This window comes from Amycolatopsis sp. TRM77291 (assembly GCF_054166285.1).
The window spans coordinates 4,687,746-4,703,236 of the sequence record NZ_JBSZHF010000001.1 but is presented as its reverse complement, the minus strand read 5'-3'; the positions used below and the strand labels follow the sequence as shown (position 1 = coordinate 4,703,236).

Annotated in this window: 11 protein-coding genes; 6 read left to right on the top strand and 5 right to left on the bottom strand. The window is 68.2% G+C overall.

Annotated features, from left to right (window positions below; genetic code table 11):
- The first annotated feature begins 15 nt into the window (after positions 1 to 15).
- Genes ACXIZN_RS21705 through ACXIZN_RS21695 form a run of 3 tightly spaced genes read left to right on the top strand, consistent with a single transcriptional unit; the run spans position 16 to position 3,250 of the window.
- Positions 16 to 1,509, top strand: a complete 1,494-nt coding sequence (locus ACXIZN_RS21705) for a flavin-containing monooxygenase (RefSeq protein WP_457956536.1) — start codon at positions 16 to 18, stop codon at positions 1,507 to 1,509.
- Positions 1,506 to 2,405, top strand: coding sequence for an alpha/beta fold hydrolase (locus tag ACXIZN_RS21700; protein WP_457956535.1), 900 nt, complete (start codon positions 1,506 to 1,508; stop codon positions 2,403 to 2,405). The genes ACXIZN_RS21705 and ACXIZN_RS21700 overlap by 4 nt, the downstream gene beginning before the upstream one ends.
- Entirely contained in the window at positions 2,402 to 3,250 is an 849-nt protein-coding gene (locus ACXIZN_RS21695) for an SDR family NAD(P)-dependent oxidoreductase (RefSeq protein ID WP_457956534.1), read from the top strand. Before ACXIZN_RS21700 ends, ACXIZN_RS21695 begins: the two co-directional genes overlap by 4 nt.
- Before the next feature lie 252 nt (positions 3,251 to 3,502).
- On the opposite strand, the gene ACXIZN_RS21690 is transcribed toward ACXIZN_RS21695, so the two are convergent.
- Complete coding sequence (locus ACXIZN_RS21690) at positions 3,503 to 4,147, bottom strand: TetR/AcrR family transcriptional regulator (protein ID WP_457956532.1); 645 nt, start codon at positions 4,145 to 4,147, stop codon at positions 3,503 to 3,505.
- 87 nt (positions 4,148 to 4,234) lie between these two features.
- Positions 4,235 to 5,545 carry a lipase family protein gene (locus tag ACXIZN_RS21685; protein ID WP_457956531.1) on the bottom strand — a complete coding sequence of 437 codons (1,311 nt, stop codon included), beginning with the start codon at positions 5,543 to 5,545 and terminating at the stop codon, positions 4,235 to 4,237.
- A gap of 210 nt (positions 5,546 to 5,755) precedes the next feature.
- On the opposite strand from ACXIZN_RS21685, the gene ACXIZN_RS21680 reads away from it, so the two are divergent.
- Positions 5,756 to 6,115, top strand: coding sequence for a helix-turn-helix domain-containing protein (locus ACXIZN_RS21680; RefSeq protein WP_126729402.1), 360 nt, complete (start codon positions 5,756 to 5,758; stop codon positions 6,113 to 6,115).
- Positions 6,116 to 6,464: 349 nt separating this feature from the next.
- Here ACXIZN_RS21680 and ACXIZN_RS21675 read toward each other — a convergent pair whose 3' ends face one another.
- Complete coding sequence (locus ACXIZN_RS21675) at positions 6,465 to 9,308, bottom strand: ATP-binding protein (protein WP_457956529.1); 2,844 nt, start codon at positions 9,306 to 9,308, stop codon at positions 6,465 to 6,467.
- Positions 9,309 to 9,708: 400 nt separating this feature from the next.
- On the opposite strand from ACXIZN_RS21675, the gene ACXIZN_RS21670 reads away from it, so the two are divergent.
- Positions 9,709 to 10,926, top strand: a complete 1,218-nt coding sequence (locus ACXIZN_RS21670) for a hypothetical protein (RefSeq protein WP_457956528.1) — start codon at positions 9,709 to 9,711, stop codon at positions 10,924 to 10,926.
- 313 nt (positions 10,927 to 11,239) lie between these two features.
- Here ACXIZN_RS21670 and ACXIZN_RS21665 read toward each other — a convergent pair whose 3' ends face one another.
- Positions 11,240 to 13,243, bottom strand: a complete 2,004-nt coding sequence (locus tag ACXIZN_RS21665) for a tetratricopeptide repeat protein (RefSeq protein ID WP_457956527.1) — start codon at positions 13,241 to 13,243, stop codon at positions 11,240 to 11,242.
- Positions 13,244 to 13,488: 245 nt separating this feature from the next.
- Positions 13,489 to 14,688, bottom strand: a complete 1,200-nt coding sequence (locus tag ACXIZN_RS21660; RefSeq protein ID WP_457956526.1) for an MFS transporter — start codon at positions 14,686 to 14,688, stop codon at positions 13,489 to 13,491.
- A gap of 54 nt (positions 14,689 to 14,742) precedes the next feature.
- On the opposite strand from ACXIZN_RS21660, the gene ACXIZN_RS21655 reads away from it, so the two are divergent.
- Positions 14,743 to 15,486: an AraC family transcriptional regulator gene (locus ACXIZN_RS21655; protein WP_457956525.1), complete on the top strand. Its 744-nt coding sequence runs from the start codon at positions 14,743 to 14,745 to the stop codon at positions 15,484 to 15,486.
- Positions 15,487 to 15,491 lie beyond the last annotated feature (5 nt).

Here is a 15,491-nt window from a genome sequence, read left to right as displayed (position 1 = left end):
AGGCTGGAGTACCGCATGACGACGAGCACCCCCGTCGAGCACCTCGACGTGGTCATCATCGGTGCCGGGATTTCCGGGATCGGGGCCGCGCGCTACCTGAAGACCGAGAACCCTGGCAAGACGTTCGCCATCCTGGAGGCGCGCGGCGCGTCCGGCGGCACCTGGGACCTGTTCCGCTACCCGGGCATCCGGTCGGACTCCGACCTCCACACCTTCGGCTACGAGTTCAAGCCGTGGCGGGACAAGCAGTCCATCGCCGACGCGCCCCGGATCCTGTCGTACCTGCGCGAGACGGTCGCCGAGAACGGCCTCGAACCCAGCATCCGGTACCACCACAAGCTGCTCTCGGCCGCCTGGTCGAGCGACGAGGCCCGCTGGCTGCTCGAGATCGAGCGGACCGACACCGGCGAGCGCACCAGCCTCAGCGCGAGCTGGCTGTTCAACGCCGGCGGCTACTACCGCTACGACGAGGGCTTCACCCCGCGTTTCGAGGGCCGGGACCGGTTCACCGGCACGATCGTGCATCCGCAGCACTGGCCCGAGGACCTCGACTACGCGGGCAAGCGGGTCGTCGTGATCGGCAGCGGCGCCACCGCGGTCACCCTGATCCCGGCGATGGCGGGCACCGCGGCGCACGTGACGATGCTGCAGCGCACCCCGACCTACGTCATGCCGGTGCCGCGCGAGGACAAGATCGCCAACGGCCTGCGCAAGATCCTCGGCGAGGAGCGGGCCTACGCGCTCACCCGCCGCAAGAACATCCGCAAGGGACTGGCGGTCTGGCAGTTCTGCCAGAAGTTCCCGAAGACCGCCCGCGGCCTCATCCGTTACGTCAACAAGAAGCAGCTTCCCAAGGGCTATCCGGTCGACGAGCACTTCAACCCGCCGTACGACCCGTGGGACCAGCGGCTGTGCGCCGTACCCGGCGGCGATCTGTTCGCCGCCATCCGCAAGGGCAAGGCCGACGTCGTCACCGACAAGATCGCGACCTTCACCGAGAAGGGGATCCTGCTCGAATCCGGGCGTGAGCTGGAGGCGGACATCATCGTCACCGCCACCGGATTGAACCTCCAGGTGTTCGGCGGGGCGAAGCTCAGCGTCGACGGGAAACCGGTGATCCTGCCGGAAACCGTCGCGTACAAGGGAATGATGCTTTCGGACGTGCCGAACGCCGCGTTCGCGATCGGTTACACGAACTCGTCGTGGACGCTCAAGATCGGCCTGCTGTGCGAGCACTTCTGCCGTCTGCTGGCGCATATGGACGCCCACGGCTACGACGTCTGCCGTCCCGTCCTCGCCGATCCGGACATGCCGACGAAACCGTTCCTGGACTTCGCCGCCGGATACGTCCAGCGCGCTCTCGACCAGCTCCCGCGTCAAGGCGACCGCATGCCGTGGCTGACCTCGATGAGCTACCACTCGGACATCAAGCTGCTGCGCGCGGACGACATCACCGATCCGGAGCTGCACTTCTCCCGCGTCGAGGTCCGGGAAGCGGTGAACTCGTGACCGACGGCTTCGCCGACCTGCCCGGCGGCCCGCGGATCTGTTACCGCGAGGACGGCCCGTCCGACGGGGTGCCGCTCGTGCTGATCGCCGGGCTCGGCCTGGACCTCACTTCGTGGCCGCGGCCGATGATCGAGGGGTTCACCGGCCGCGGTTTCCGCGTCATCCGGTTCGACAACCGGGACGCGGGCTGCTCGGATCGCATCAAGGCGCCGAATCCCGGCAAGCTCCGTCAACTGCTGGCCCGGCCGCTGCCGGACGCCTACGACCTTGGCGACATGGCGGCGGACACCGTCGGCCTGCTGGACCACCTCGGTGTCGAGAAGGCGCATCTGGCCGGCATGTCGATGGGCGGCATGATCGCGCAGACCGTCGCCGCCCGGAACCCCGGCCGGGTCCTGTCGCTGACGTCGATCTTCTCCACGACCGGGCACCGCCGGGTCGGGCAGCCGGCGCGGTCGACGCTGCTGCGCATGGCGCGGCGGCCCGCGCGGACCGTCGAGGAATCGGTGGCCGGGCACCTGGCGATGATGGGTCACCTCGGCTCGGCCACGTTCCCGCTGGACAAGGACGTCGAAACGGCCTGGGCCGAGGAACTGTGGGAACGCGCCGGAGGACGCCGCGCCCGCAGCGGTATCGCCCGTCAGATCGGCGCGATCCAGGCCAGCGGCGACCGCACCGCCGAACTCGCCCGCATCACCTGCCCGACGGTCGTGGTCCACGGGGACACCGACCGCATGGTCCACCACAGCGGCGGGCGGGCGACCGCCAAGGCCATCAGGGGCGCCCGCTACGTCGAAATCCCCGGAATGGGCCACCACATCGCCCCGGACCTGGTCGAGCGGCTCGTCGAGCTGACCGCCGAACTGGCCCTCGACCCGGCAGGAGAAACCCGATGAGCGGTGTTCACGGCAAGGTCGCCGTCGTCACCGGTGCCGGTTCCGGCATCGGCCGTCAGCTGGCCCTCGAACTCGCGCGGCGCGGAGCCCGGCTCGCGGTGTCCGATGTGGACGAAACGGGGCTGGCCGAAACCGTCACCGAGGTCAAGGCCCTGGGTGCGGAAGTGCAGGGGGCCGCGCTGGACGTCAGCGATCGGGCGGCGGTGCTGGAGTACGCGACCGCCGTCGCCGCGCAGTTCGGTGTGGTGCACCAGATCTACAACAACGCCGGGGTCGCGGGCGGCGGGCAGACCGTGCTCGACGCGGACTGGGAGCTGTACGACCGCACGCTCGCGGTCAACCTCTTCGGCGTCATCAACGGCACCAAGGCCTTCCTGCCGTATCTGATCGATTCCGGCGACGGCCAGGTCGTGAACATCTCCAGCCTCAACGGTTTCATGGCCCAGCCGACACTCAGCGCCTACTGCGCCAGCAAGTTCGGCGTCCGGGGGTTCACCGACGCGCTGCGCACCGAGATGATCGCGGGCGGGCATCCGGTGCGGGTGACCGTCGTCCATCCAGGCGGGGTCAAGACCGGTATCGCCTCGGCGGCGTTGAAGGAAGCCGAGGCGCGCGGTATCGAGCCCACCGCCGAACAGCGGGAACGCGTCCGCGTGTACAACGAAAAGCTGCTGAAGATGCCGGCGGATCAGGCCGCGCGCATCATCGTCGACGGGGTCGAGGCCGGGAAACCGCGCGTGCTCGTGGGGAACGACGCGAAACTGGTCGACCGGCTCGTCCGGCTGCTCCCGCGGCGGTACCCGAAACTGATCGTCGACTTCGAGCGGCGGCGTCTCGCCCGCTAGGCGCGGTCCCGCTCGAAGCCGGCGCCCCGGTGCACATGTCGCGAAAGCCACTTTCGGGACATCAGACGTCCCGAAAGTGGCTTTCGCGACGCACCCACCCTCACTATTGAAGTACGCCCTCCCTAGGCGTCGACGCTCCGGTGCCCGAACAAGCCGAGCAGCCAGGTGTAGCGGACGGCTTCGCGAGCCTGCTCGTACGCGTNCCCCCCCCCCCCCCCACGCACCCACCCTCACTATTGAAGTACGCCCTCCCTAGGCGTCGACGCTCCGGTGCCCGAACAAGCCGAGCAGCCAGGTGTAGCGGACGGCTTCGCGAGCCTGCTCGTACGCGTCTTCCGTGCCGATCCAGATGGCCTGGGTGATCAGTTCGATGGTGGCGGCGACGACCGTGCGCGCGGTGAACGGCGGCGGTGAAGGCAGCGCGGGATCGGTGGCACGAAGCCATTCCGCCGTCCGATCGAAGACGGCTTCACCGGCGCGCAAGGTGTTCTCCCGCGCTTCGAGCCCCGCGTCGCCGAGCGCGTAGATCTCCAGCAACGCGGCGCGGACGGCGGTGGGGCGCCGGTGCACGTAGTCGACGAGGAAGTCGCAGCAGGCGGCGACGGCGTCCAGCGGGGTCGATGCCTCGGCGCCCACGGCGACACCCTGGGTGATGAACTCGGTGGTGATCTCGCGATAGGCGGAGAGAAAGGCGTCCTGTTTGCCGGTGAACTGTTCGTAGAAAGAGGTCCGGGACACGCCCGCCGTGGCGGTGATGTGGCCGACGGTCGTGGCGACGTAGCCGCGTTCGCCGGTGTTCTCCAGTACCGCGTCGATCAGCCGGGCGCGCTGGGTTTCGGCGACCTCGTCGCGGCTGAGGTTGTGCGGCCCCTTCGGCAGCTTGCGGTGCTCGGTCACGTGCGGCACCGTACCGGCTTGGAGATCCGTGAAGGCCTCCTTCCCTACTGTCAGGGTAGGGAAGGAGGCCTTCACGGACCTGTGCGGTCAGCCGGCCGGCACCTCCGGGGCAAGGGAGTTGCCGGGCGCGATCTTCCCGCAGCTGGTCGGGGCCGCCTTGCCGGCGAACCGGTCGTTGAGCCAGCCGATGGCCAGCGGCGCCCAGGCGAGGGCCGCCCCGACGTGGCTCAGCGTGTTGTACTGGTCGTACTTGATCGACTTGTTGCCGGTGTCGCAGTACTGCCGCGCGAGCGAGCGCACGTCACCGGCGACCATCACCCCGTCGCCGGTCCCGATCCCCGGCGGATTGCCGAAGGTGCCTTCCAGGGCACCGTTGTTGCCCTGCGCGATGTAGCCGGGCACGGTCGGCGTCGGCGCGGAACCGAGGTTGATCTTGTTCACGGCCTCGACGTACGGCAGCACCTTGTTCGGGTTGACGTACTCGGGTTTGACGAATTTCTCCCACGTCAGCCCGGGATACCGGCCGAGCGCGTCGACGATCGACGCCTTTTCCATGTCCTTGAGCACCTGAAGGCCGTAAGAATTAGCGTACGGCTTGAGATCGATGCCGAAGGACCGCGAGACGCCGATGAGCGCCATCGGAATGACGCCGGTCCACGCGACGCTGCCGTTGACGTACTTGAGATTGTGCGACGGCTTGACGAGCACTCCGCCTTCGGTGAAACCGACGAGGTTCTTGTTGACGTCGGGCGCGTAATCCGGCGCGAGCGCGGCGGCCCAGCCCGTCGCGATGGCGCCACCCGAATAGCCGATGAGACCGAACCGGGTCTTGTCGTTCATCCCCGTTCCAGGAGACCGCGTCGCGGCGCGGATGGAATCCAGGGTGTTCGTCCCGTATTCGGGCCCGGCGGCGAAGTTCGCCTTCTGGCCTTCGGTGTCGGGAATGACGACGTTGTAGCCCAGCAACAGGGCGGGCGCGATGAACAGCGACTCCGCGTTGGCGATCAGGCCGCCGAGCGAGACGTCACCGGCGATCGCCCTGGACGGGCCGTGCTCGGGGTTGAGCGAATCGTAGAACGATTGGTACGAAACGGCTTTCGTGCTGTCGCCGGTGAGGCTTCGCAGCACCGAAGTGACGTTGGCGGACGGCTTGCCCTGCGCGTCGGTGGACCGGTACAGCAACTGGGTCACCTTGAGCGGCGTGGAAATGCCGATGACGTGGTAATTGAGCGTCCGGGTCTTCAACACGGTCCCGGGGCTGTACGACGACAGCGGTTCACTGCCGTCGTAGCTGTAGAACGGATCGGTCGCGGGGGCGGCGGAGGCGGCGGGCGCGGCGGCGAAACCGACGATGAGGGCGATCGCGACGGCCAGCAGACGAGCGGGCTTTCGGGTCATGACTCCCCTTTGAATCATGAAGTGGATCACGTGTTTGGATGCCCGGAACCTACCAGCGAGTAAAGTGTGATGTACAGAGACGTACATGATCTGTTGTCGCGAATTTGACGCGCGACGGAGAAGTGCACCGACTTGGGGGCTGATTTGGCGCGACGCAAGGGTGATTGTGGGGAGAGGTAGCCAGAGCGACAGCGGGGTGGTGGCCTTGAGATGACGGGCGCGGGCGATTCCGGCGCCCGCGGTGGGGACCGGGAACTCGAGATCGACGCCGGCTTGGTGCGAGCGTACGAAGACGGCGCCACGATCACGGAACTCGCCGCTCGGTTCGGGATGACCTACTACAAGGCGCGCGCCTCGCTCATCTCGGCGGGGGTGGAGCTGAGACAAGTGGGGCCGACTACTCCGTCGGCCCCACCCGGCCTCGTCCAGGCGTACCTCGACGGGGCGACCATTCATGATGTGGCGAAGAGATTCGGGCTGAGTTTCGGCGTGGCCCGAAGGATGTTGCTGCAGAGCGGGGTCCAGCTCAGGCCCAAGGGAGGTGGACCCTCGAGTGCCGACCGCTCCTAGTGTTACTGCCTGTGATGACAGAGTCCGTGTTGATCAGTAAGTGCGCCACCAGTCGCTGATCATCAGGGTGGAGACGGTCACGAGAAGCATCGTCATCGCGGGCAGCGAGCGCATGAACTTGTTCAACTGCAATCCTTATTCCGGGGGTTCGGGAGGTGGTTCATCCGGGTTCGGCTCAGTGTCAATGAACTCGGATAAGCCACAGTAGGGGCTGTGGGCTGTCTCGATCAAGTGGCAACAAGAGAGCCTTGACAGCGCTGTCTTTACGGAAAGTTGCCTCCGCGCAAGCGCTAGCTGCGAAAATCAGCCGAAAGACGGGCGGCCGCTACCTGGTTGCGACCGGGCGAGTTCACCTGTCCGTGTAGTTCTCGGCTGTCTGCCGGGACGGCGGCAGCATCGCGACGGTGTCCTCGTCGCCTCTTCGCCTGGCTGCCGGAATGGTAAGCGGCTCTTTGCCGAGTTCGGCGATCCGCGCCTCCAGTTCGACAGCCTTCGCGTGGCGCCCCCGGTCACGGTAGAGGCCTACCGCGCGTTCGAGAACATCACGGGCGTCAGGGGAGTTTCCCCGATCGGCGAGGATGCGGCCAAGGGTGGCGAGAGCCCGAGCCTGCCCGGTGGCGTTGTTGGTGCGCTCGGCGAGGTCGACGGCGTGGTTCGCGTACTGGATCGCCTCTCGATCCTTGAGTTGCGCGTGCGCGAGGGAGGCGAGCACGCTGTACAACTTCATGGTCGCGGGCAGGTGATGTATCTCGTCGGCCAGCAGCAAGGCCTTGTTGCCGTGCAGGGAGGCTTCGTCGTACCGGCTGAGTTGTGTCAGTACGCCCGCCAAAGCGGTATGGACGGCCATCTGCCCGGAAGTGTCACCGGTTTCCCGGCGAACTTCCAGCGCGCGCCGGTAATGCTCGACCGCGGCCTCGTGTTCGCCCGCGACTTCGAGCGCGTCTCCCAGCCGGTACTCGGCGGTGCCGAGGTGGCCGGGATCGCGTACGACGTGGGCCAGCGCGAGGCATTCGCGATACCGGGTGATCGCCTCACGCGTGCGGCCGGCGTGGTGGTGGCGCCGCGCCTTGTTGAGCAGGACGGCGAGCCTGCCGAAGTCGTCGCCCTGCTCCTGGACGAGGTCGTACGCGGTCCGCAGGTAGTGATCGGCCGTCTCGTCGTTCCCGATGAGCATATGGACCTGGCCGAGGTCGTTGAGCGTGCTCGCCTCGGCCTCCGGGTTCCCGGCGGCGGAGGCCGATCGGGCCGCGATCGCCAGTCCGTTCACGATGTCGTCGTAGAACCCGTACCGGTCGTAGATATCGCTGGTGAGATGGGGGATGCGCCAGGCGTGCTCGTGGAGACCATGACGGTGGGCATGCTCCACCAAGGCGTTGAGATTGCTTCGCTCGTTCAAACACCATTGGCGGGCGGCGGCGGGGGAATCGAAGTCCAGTGGCACGGTGCCGGGTTCGAGCGGGATCATCGGTGGCCGCTGCTTGTGCGGGTGCACCGTCGCGTGCGCGTTGAAGGCCGTGTGCAGGTAGAACGACAGTAATCGCCGCCGGGGCCCGTCGCCGTCGTCTTCACGGTCCGCGAGGGTTGTCGCGTACCGGTGGAGGATGTCGTGCATGCGATAGCGGTCGAGGTCGCCTGGGTGCTGTATCAGATGTGAGGCGAAAAGCGCGTCGAGCGACCGTCGCGCGGCCGGGATGCTTATCGCTCCCGCCGAGGCCAGCGCCGCCGGGCTCATCTCCGTGCCGGGGTGCAGGCCGAGAAGGCGGAACATGCGCTGTTCGGCCTCTTCGAGCGCGTTGTACGACCACGAATACGCGGCCTGCAGATGGATTCCGGCGCCGTCTCCGTCGTCGCCGATCGTCAGGAGGGTTTCCGCGTCCTTCAGTTGGTCGGCGAGCGTGCGCAGGCGCAACCCGCCACGGCTGGCCGCGCGGTCGGCCACGATGCTCAGGGCGAGCGGGATGCAGTCGCACAATCGTGCGAGCCTCTCGAGGAGTTCGGGTTCGTCCCGCCCGCGATTACGCATGCGATGCGCCAGTAGTTCGCACGACTCCGCGGGCGACAAGGGGTCGAGCGAGACCGACGGGACGTTGTGCAGGGCTGTCAGCGGTGTCAGGCGCCGTCGCGACGTGAGGATCACCGTGCACGGCGTCAATACGTCCAGCAGCGGCCGGACGTGCCCGTAATTCTCCACGTTGTCCAGTACGACGAGGGCGGGCCGCTGGGAGAGGAGGGTGGCCAGTTTCGCCATCCGGCCTGCGGGGCTGACGATGCGGTCGACGCGGAAGTCCAGCGCCGAAAGCAGGACGTCGACGACGTCGTTGGCTTCCAAGCGCGGAGTCCGGCTGAAGCCGTGCAGATCGATCATGATCACGCCGTTGGCGAAGCGCTCGGCGGTGCGGTGGGCCCAATGTCCGATGGTCGTCGTCTTGCCGACGCCGGGCGGCCCGGTCACGCAGACGATCGTCGCCAGTGGGGCGCCGGTGGCGTCGATGGTCAAGGAGTCCAGTTTCGCCAGAACGTCCGCGCGGCCGACGAATCGATCGATATCCCGGGGCAGCCGCCGTAGTGGGATGACGCTTTCCTCGACTTGCCCGGTCTTTCTGTCTGTGGTCCCGGCGGTGACCTGAATGGATTGCGGAACCGAGGCATCGAGCTCTTCGTGGAATTCGCGGAGTTCGTCGGCCGCCTGCCCGTCGCCGTCGGCGCGAAGAGCCCGGTACTTCCTCAGGTAGAACGCCGTGATTTCGCCGTGGCGTCCCGCGGATTTCAGTGCTTTCAGACGGAGTTTGGCGAAGCCCAGCTCGTTCGGATGGTCGCGATCGAGTTCGTCCAGTCGCTGCAGGGCGGTGAGCGATTGTCCGGTAGCGAGCAGTTCGTCGAGCAGGAAAGTGTTCGCGGGTATCCAATCGGAATGAATGAACGACGTGCGCCACTCTTCCGCGAGCCTGGTCGTGAGATCGGCGAGCGGATGCTCCCGCCACAGGCGTACCGCCGCCGTGGCCGCCTCGCACGCACGCAGGTGTTCATCGCTGTCGCCGAACGCCCTGGCTTCTCTCATGGCTTCGCGGAAGGCGACGTAGTCGATCAACGTAGGGTCGACGTCGAGGATGTACCGGCCGTTCGCGGTGATCAGTGCCGCGGGTGCGCGCGTCTCCCGGAAAAGCTGGCGGAGCCGGGTGACATATTGGTACATCGTAGCTCGCGGGTCACGTGGCCGTTGTTCTTGTTCGTCCCAAACCCATTCGACTACGTTTTCGATGGAAAGACGCTTACCGGGACGGGTCAGCAGAGCTGCGAGGATGCCCTCTTCTCGTGGTCGTCCCCAATTCACGGCCAAATTCCCGTGCATTCGCACTGTAGTCTGCCCGAGAACTCCGAAGGCAACTTCCATGGCAGCCCCCTTCCCGGCGGCAGTGTCGCTGCCGGCCCCTCGCCTCGGTCTCCAGTTTCACATTCTTTTTCGTTTTGAACCAGCGCGACCAGCGTTGACCGGATGAGGAGTGATCCTTTGTCAGCGGCGTCAACCACGGTACGAAAGGGCCGTGTCAGGTGCTCGGGCCACTCTCGGTCTCCGATTCGACGGACGAGAGGGGATGCTCGTGAGCAGGGAGATGTGGATCCGTGGCCCGGTCGGGGCCGGCGCGGAGGCGCGGGTGACGCGGGCCGGGTGCCGGACGGCGCTCGTCGTCGTCCCGACGATGACCGCCGGCACGAGGCTGCTGGACATCGTGCCGTTGCTCGAATCGGACCACCGGGTCCAGCTGGTGTTCACCGTTCCGCACACCACGGACCATTGGCCGGGGGTGGAGGAGTTCGTCCGCGCGCAGCACGGTCTGCTCATGCCGTGGGAGCAGGCGGTCCACCACACGTTCGACCTCGTCCTGGCGGCCAGCCATCGCCATCTCGAGCAGCTCCGCGGCCCGATCCTGCTGGTGGGGCACGGCGCGGGGACGATGAAATCGCATCTGTACAGCTGGAAGGCCGAGACTCCCGTGCTTCCGGCCACCGGCCTCGACCGCGAACTCCTGACCTATCGGGGCCGCATTCTTCCCTCGGTGCTCGCGCTGGCCACCGAGGAGGAACGGGCGGCGCTCGGATCCCTGTGCCCGGAAGCGTTGCCCGTCGCGACGGTGGCAGGCGACATCTGCCTGGACCGGATGATCGACGGCGGCCGGTTTCGCGAGCACTACCGGCAGACGTTGGGGCTGAATCCACGCCGGCGGCTGGTGACGATCAGCTCGACGTGGTCGACCGACTCCATCTTCGGCCGGGTCCCGAGCCTCTGCAGGGCGGTTCTCGACGCGCTTCCCTCATCGGGATATTCGGTCGCGGCGGTGTTGCACCCCAACGTGTGGACCGTGCACGGACGCAGGCAGGTGACGGCCTGGCTGTCCGACTGCGTCGAGGCGGGGCTGCGGCTCATCCCGCCGGACCGAGGCTGGCAGGCGACCATGATCGCGTCGGACTGGGTGATCGGCGACCACGGTTCGACCACCGCGTACGCCGCCGCGATCGGCTGCCCGGTCACCCTGGCCGCCGGGCCGAGCGACCGGCTGCGGCCCGGCAGCATCGCCGACCTCGTCCGGGAGAACGCGCCGATCCTGGAGCCGGGGCCGTTGCGGTTCCAGGAGGCCGAAGCCATTCGCCGCCAGGAACGCTTGTCCTCGGTCGCCGGAGCGGCGATCAGCTCCAGGCCGGGCCGTGCGGCGGGGATCCTGCGGTCTGCCATGTACCGCCTCGTGGGACTGCCCGAGCCGGACTGCCCGCCGTCGATCCCGATGCTGCCCGCGCCGCTCCCGATCGAGGGGTGACGACATGGGCATCGTGTACGCGGTCCACAGTCCCGCGCCGGGTGTCGCCCGTATTCGCCTGCGGATCGACGGTCACGACGGCGATGTACTCGCGGCCGTGCCGGGCGCCTGGGCGAGGGCGGGGGACATCCTGCTCCTGCAAGACGTCCGGACCGGCGACCGGGCACGGATCGCCGCCGAGGACGCGCTGAACCGCCACCTCGGTGCGACTGTCGCGATCGTGGTCCATCCGGACGGCTACGTCATCGCCGGCCGGACGAAGACGGTGTCGATGGCGGTGAAACCGCGCCGGTCCGAGCGGGAGGACTGGACCTCACGGTTGCGTGCCGTCTCCGGTGGCACCGGTGTGGGCGTCGCCCCGGTCGGCGTAGAAGGCCTGAGCTTCGGCGAGATGGCCGGCGCCTTCCTGCTCTCGGCCGCTCTGCAGCTCGATGTGGCCGAGTGCGGTCAGGATCTCGGCGGTGTAGTAAGGGGAATCGAGTGCTCGCACCGTTCGTAGCGACTCGGTCAGCCTGCCGATCGCGTCTTCGGCCCGCCCCTCGGCCGCCTGGATGCGGGCGAGGGCCATGGCGGATCGGGCATGCTGGGCGGCATCGCCGATCCGGGCCATCACGGTCGCCGCGGCGGTCAGCTCGATCATGGCTTCGCTGTACCGTCCGAGTTCGGTGAGCACTTCGCCCTGCCGACGCCGGCACAGCGCCACCCCGCGGGGGATGCCCAGCCGCTCCTGCAGATCCGCCGCCTGACGATAGAAGTCGAGGGCGCCGTCGAGGTCCCCGCGGCCTCGTGCGGATCTGCCCAGCTGGGAAAGCGCGGTCGCCTGCGTCGGGCCGTCGTTCTCCTCCTGTCCCAGGCGGAGCGCGATGAGGTTCTGTTCGGCCGCTTTGTCGTACCGGCCGAGTTTGGCGTACGCGTAACCGAGCTGGGATCTGAGCCTGGCCTGGACCAAGGGGAGATCCGCCCTCGTGGCCGCCAGCACCCCTCGTTCGTTCATCGCGATCCACGGCCGGTAATCCCGGTGGTGGAGGAAATACCCCCACGACGCCTCGCAGAACTGCCACACGATGTCATCCCAGTCGTGCTCCGCGGCCTCGCTGAACACGGCGCGGATCACCGAAAGGTGTTCACGCCACCAGGCGAGGCCATCGGCGCGTTCGACGAAATCCTTCGACCGGCGCGCGCGAGTGGCGTAGCGGGTCCGATGGGGATGGATCGCCTCGTCGGCGGCCAGGACCCGGTCGAGATACCACCCGGCGAACGACCGGCCCAGCCGTTCCCGCTCGTCGCCCGGCAAGGCGGTGCGCGCACGTGCGCGCGCGTCACTGTGCAGCACCATGTGCTGGACGAACCGGTCTTCACCGGTTTCGGTGAGGAGGTTCGCCTCGATCAGCTCGTCGACGTCGTCCTCGACGGAGCCGACCGGGCGGCCGAGCGCGGCGGCCAGCGGCTCGGTGGACACGAAGGGCCCGGGGTGCACTCCGCACGCCAGGTAGACCCGCGCCGCGCTCTGCGGGAGACCCTCATAGACGACCTCGAAGATCGCGTTCAACGAAAGCGCCTTGTCGGTAGAACTGCCCCCTGTCGACGTCCAACGTCCGTAGGCGGCGGCTTCGCGGGCTAGGGTTCGTCGCGGCCGGGTTCTCAGCCGGGCGGCCGCCACCGAGAGCGCGAGGGGAAGCCCGCCGCACGAGGACACGATCTCCGTGGCGGCGGGCGGATCGGACCGGAGGCGTTCGGTTCCGGTGTACCGCTCGAACAGCGCCCGTGCCTGGGAATCGGTGAGTGGCGGGAGATCGACGAACTGCGCGCCGTCGATACCCAGATCGGTGAGCCGCCACCGGCTGGTGACGACGACGACAGTCTCCTGCCCGGCGGGCAGGAGCGGGCGGACCTGGGCGACGGAAGCCGCGTCGTCGAGCAGCATCGCCATCCGCCGCGAGGCGGTGGCCGTGCGGAACGCCGCCGCTCGCTGGTCGAGGCTCGACGGAATCTCGGCGGGCGAACTGCCGAGCGCGGTCAGGAATCCGTGCAGGACCTCGCCGGGATCCTCCGGCGGCTGCTCGCGTGCGCCACCGAGATCGCTGTAGAGGATGCCGTGGGGGAACTCGTCCGCCCTGCGGTCGAGCCAGTCCAGCGCGAGCGAGGTCTTGCCGACTCCGCCCACCCCGCTCACCACCATCAGCCGCCGTCCGGTGCCGTCGTGCCAGAGCCGGTCGAGTTCGGCGGTGAACCGTTCCCGCGCTTCGAACACGGCGGGCGCCGCGGGGATCTGCCAAGGCCGATTCGCGGGGACTCCGAGGTCGGCCGGGGCGGTCATCGTCCGGCCCCACCGCTCTTCCAGGCTGCTTCCGGCTGATGCGAGCGCCGTCCCAGGTAGTCCATGCGGTGTCCCCCCGTTTGGTCTCCGACAGTCCAGTGTCCCCAATAGTGCGGTTCCAGGCGAGAAATTGTGGTTTGACTATCACACGAACAGACGAATTCGTGCACGTGCGTCCGCATGGGCGTGCTTCTTCAGGATTCCCGGAAAAGTATTGCGTATCCACAATGGACGGACGTTTTCCGTCACCGGATCCTCTCGCCGGTCAGGTTCATGCCTTCGGGCGCATTCCGCTCATCCGAGCCCTTCGGCGCGCCCGGCTCCGTCAGTGAGCGTGATACGAGCCAGCCCAAGAGAGGCAGCGCGATCAACGGGACCAAGGCCGTACGCAAGGAGGTGTGGTCGGCGACCGTTCCGATGACCGGGCTCGCGAGACCGCCGATGCTGACCGTCAGGCCGAGGGTGACGCCACTGGCGGTGCCGACGCGCGTGGGGAGGTAGTCCTGCGCGAGCGTGATCTGCAGGGAGAACGGGATGTACAGGCCCACCGCAGCCAGCAGGACGAAGGGAAAGAAGGCCGGGCCCGGCACGAAGACGACACCCGAGACCGCGGCGACGGTGGCCGGATAGGACCGGCGCACCACGATGACGCGGTCCCGGCGCCCGGCCAGCCTGCTGCCGAGCAACGTACCCGCGGCGCCGCCGAGGTAGAGCAGGAACAGCGCGGCGCTGCCCGTCGCCGTGCCGCCTCCGGCCCGTTGCTGCGCGTAGAGCGAGACGAACGTGCTCAGGCCGACGAACACGATCGAGCGGAAGACGACGGCCGCCGACAGCTTCGCGAACGACCTCCAGTCGTCGACCCCTGTCGCCTCCGCTGACGAGCCGCCAGTGCGGGCGGTCCTGGCGAGGGCACGCAGCACGGGCAGGCACAGCACGGAACCGGCCAGCGCCGGTACGACGAGAAGTGGTGACATCCGCAGCCCGCCGAGGGCCATGACGGCGGCGACGAGTACGGGAGCGGCGGCGAAGCCGATGTTCCCGCCGAGGGAGAACCAGCCCATGGCCGTATGGCTGCCACCGCCGGCGATCCTCGCGGCCCGTGCGGCCTCGGGATGGTAGGCGGCCACCCCGATTCCCGACACGGCGACGAAAGCCAGCGTCAGGGGGTAGGAGCCGGCCAGTCCGCCGAGGGCGATGCCGAGCCCGCCGAGGAGCGTGGCGGACGGCAGCAACCACGGCATCGCCCAACGATCGGTCAGCGCGCCGAACAACGGCTGCGCCACCGACGACAGCAGTGAAGCGGCGAGCACGATGCCGGACACCGCCGCGTAGCCGTAGGCGCGTTCGGCCGCGAAGAACGGCACCAGCGCGGCGACCGAACCTTGGTACACGTCCACACACGCGTGCCCGGCCGACAGCAGGGCGATCGCTTTGTTCTTCGACACGTCGCCATGCTCGTCGCGGAGCGCGGTGTCGCGCTTCCGATAAAATGACAAACGATGACGGAAATCCGCCACATGCCCTCGGCGCCGACCCAGGTCCGCTCCCTGGCCTCCGGCATGACGATCGACGCGCACCGCCACGACGATCACCAGGTCGCCTACGCCGCTCGTGGCGTACTGGCCATCACCACCGACAAGGGTTCCTGGGTCGCGCCCGCCACGAGGGCCGTCTGGGTGCCTGCCGGGACCGTGCACGCCCATCAGGCGCACGGCGACCTCGAACTCCGGCTCGTCGGCCTGCCCGCCACCGTGAACCCGTTGCGGCTGAACGAACCGAGCGTGCTGGCCGTCGGACCGCTCCTGCGCGAACTCATCCGCGCCTACACCGATCCGCCGCACGACGACTCACCGGAACGACGGCGGCTGCGCGCGGTACTGCTCGATCAGCTTCGTGCCTCGCCGCAGCAACCCCTGCACCTGCCGACACCGGTCGACCCGCGGCTGCGCGCAGTGTGCGAGATCCTCAGCGCCGATCCGGCCGACGGCCGGACGCTGGCCGCTCTCGGCGCGCGGGCCGGGGCGAGTGACCGCACCCTCGCGCGGCTCTTCAAAGCCGACCTCGGCATGACCTTCCCGCAATGGCGTACGCAGCTGCGGCTCTACCGCGCCTTGGTCCTCTTGGCCGAGGACACCCCGGTGACCGCGGTGGCGCATGCCTGCGGCTGGTCGTCCACCAGCGCGTTCATCGACGTCTTCCGCCGCGCCTTCGGGCATACGCCGGGCCGGTACTACGACCGCTGAACGCG

Excerpts from the sequence above, each read along its gene's own strand:
- ACXIZN_RS21705 (WP_457956536.1), top strand. The coding sequence starts at position 16 with ATGACGACGAGCACCCCCGTCGAGCACCTCGACGTGGTCATCATCGGT.
- ACXIZN_RS21695 (WP_457956534.1), top strand. The coding sequence starts at position 2,402 with ATGAGCGGTGTTCACGGCAAGGTCGCCGTCGTCACCGGTGCCGGTTCC.
- ACXIZN_RS21685 (WP_457956531.1), bottom strand. The coding sequence starts at position 5,545 with ATGACCCGAAAGCCCGCTCGTCTGCTGGCCGTCGCGATCGCCCTCATC.
- ACXIZN_RS21680 (WP_126729402.1), top strand. The coding sequence starts at position 5,756 with ATGACGGGCGCGGGCGATTCCGGCGCCCGCGGTGGGGACCGGGAACTC.
- ACXIZN_RS21675 (WP_457956529.1), bottom strand. The coding sequence starts at position 9,308 with ATGTACCAATATGTCACCCGGCTCCGCCAGCTTTTCCGGGAGACGCGC.
- ACXIZN_RS21670 (WP_457956528.1), top strand. The coding sequence starts at position 9,709 with ATGCTCGTGAGCAGGGAGATGTGGATCCGTGGCCCGGTCGGGGCCGGC.
- ACXIZN_RS21665 (WP_457956527.1), bottom strand. The coding sequence starts at position 13,243 with ATGACCGCCCCGGCCGACCTCGGAGTCCCCGCGAATCGGCCTTGGCAG.
- ACXIZN_RS21655 (WP_457956525.1), top strand. The coding sequence starts at position 14,743 with ATGACGGAAATCCGCCACATGCCCTCGGCGCCGACCCAGGTCCGCTCC.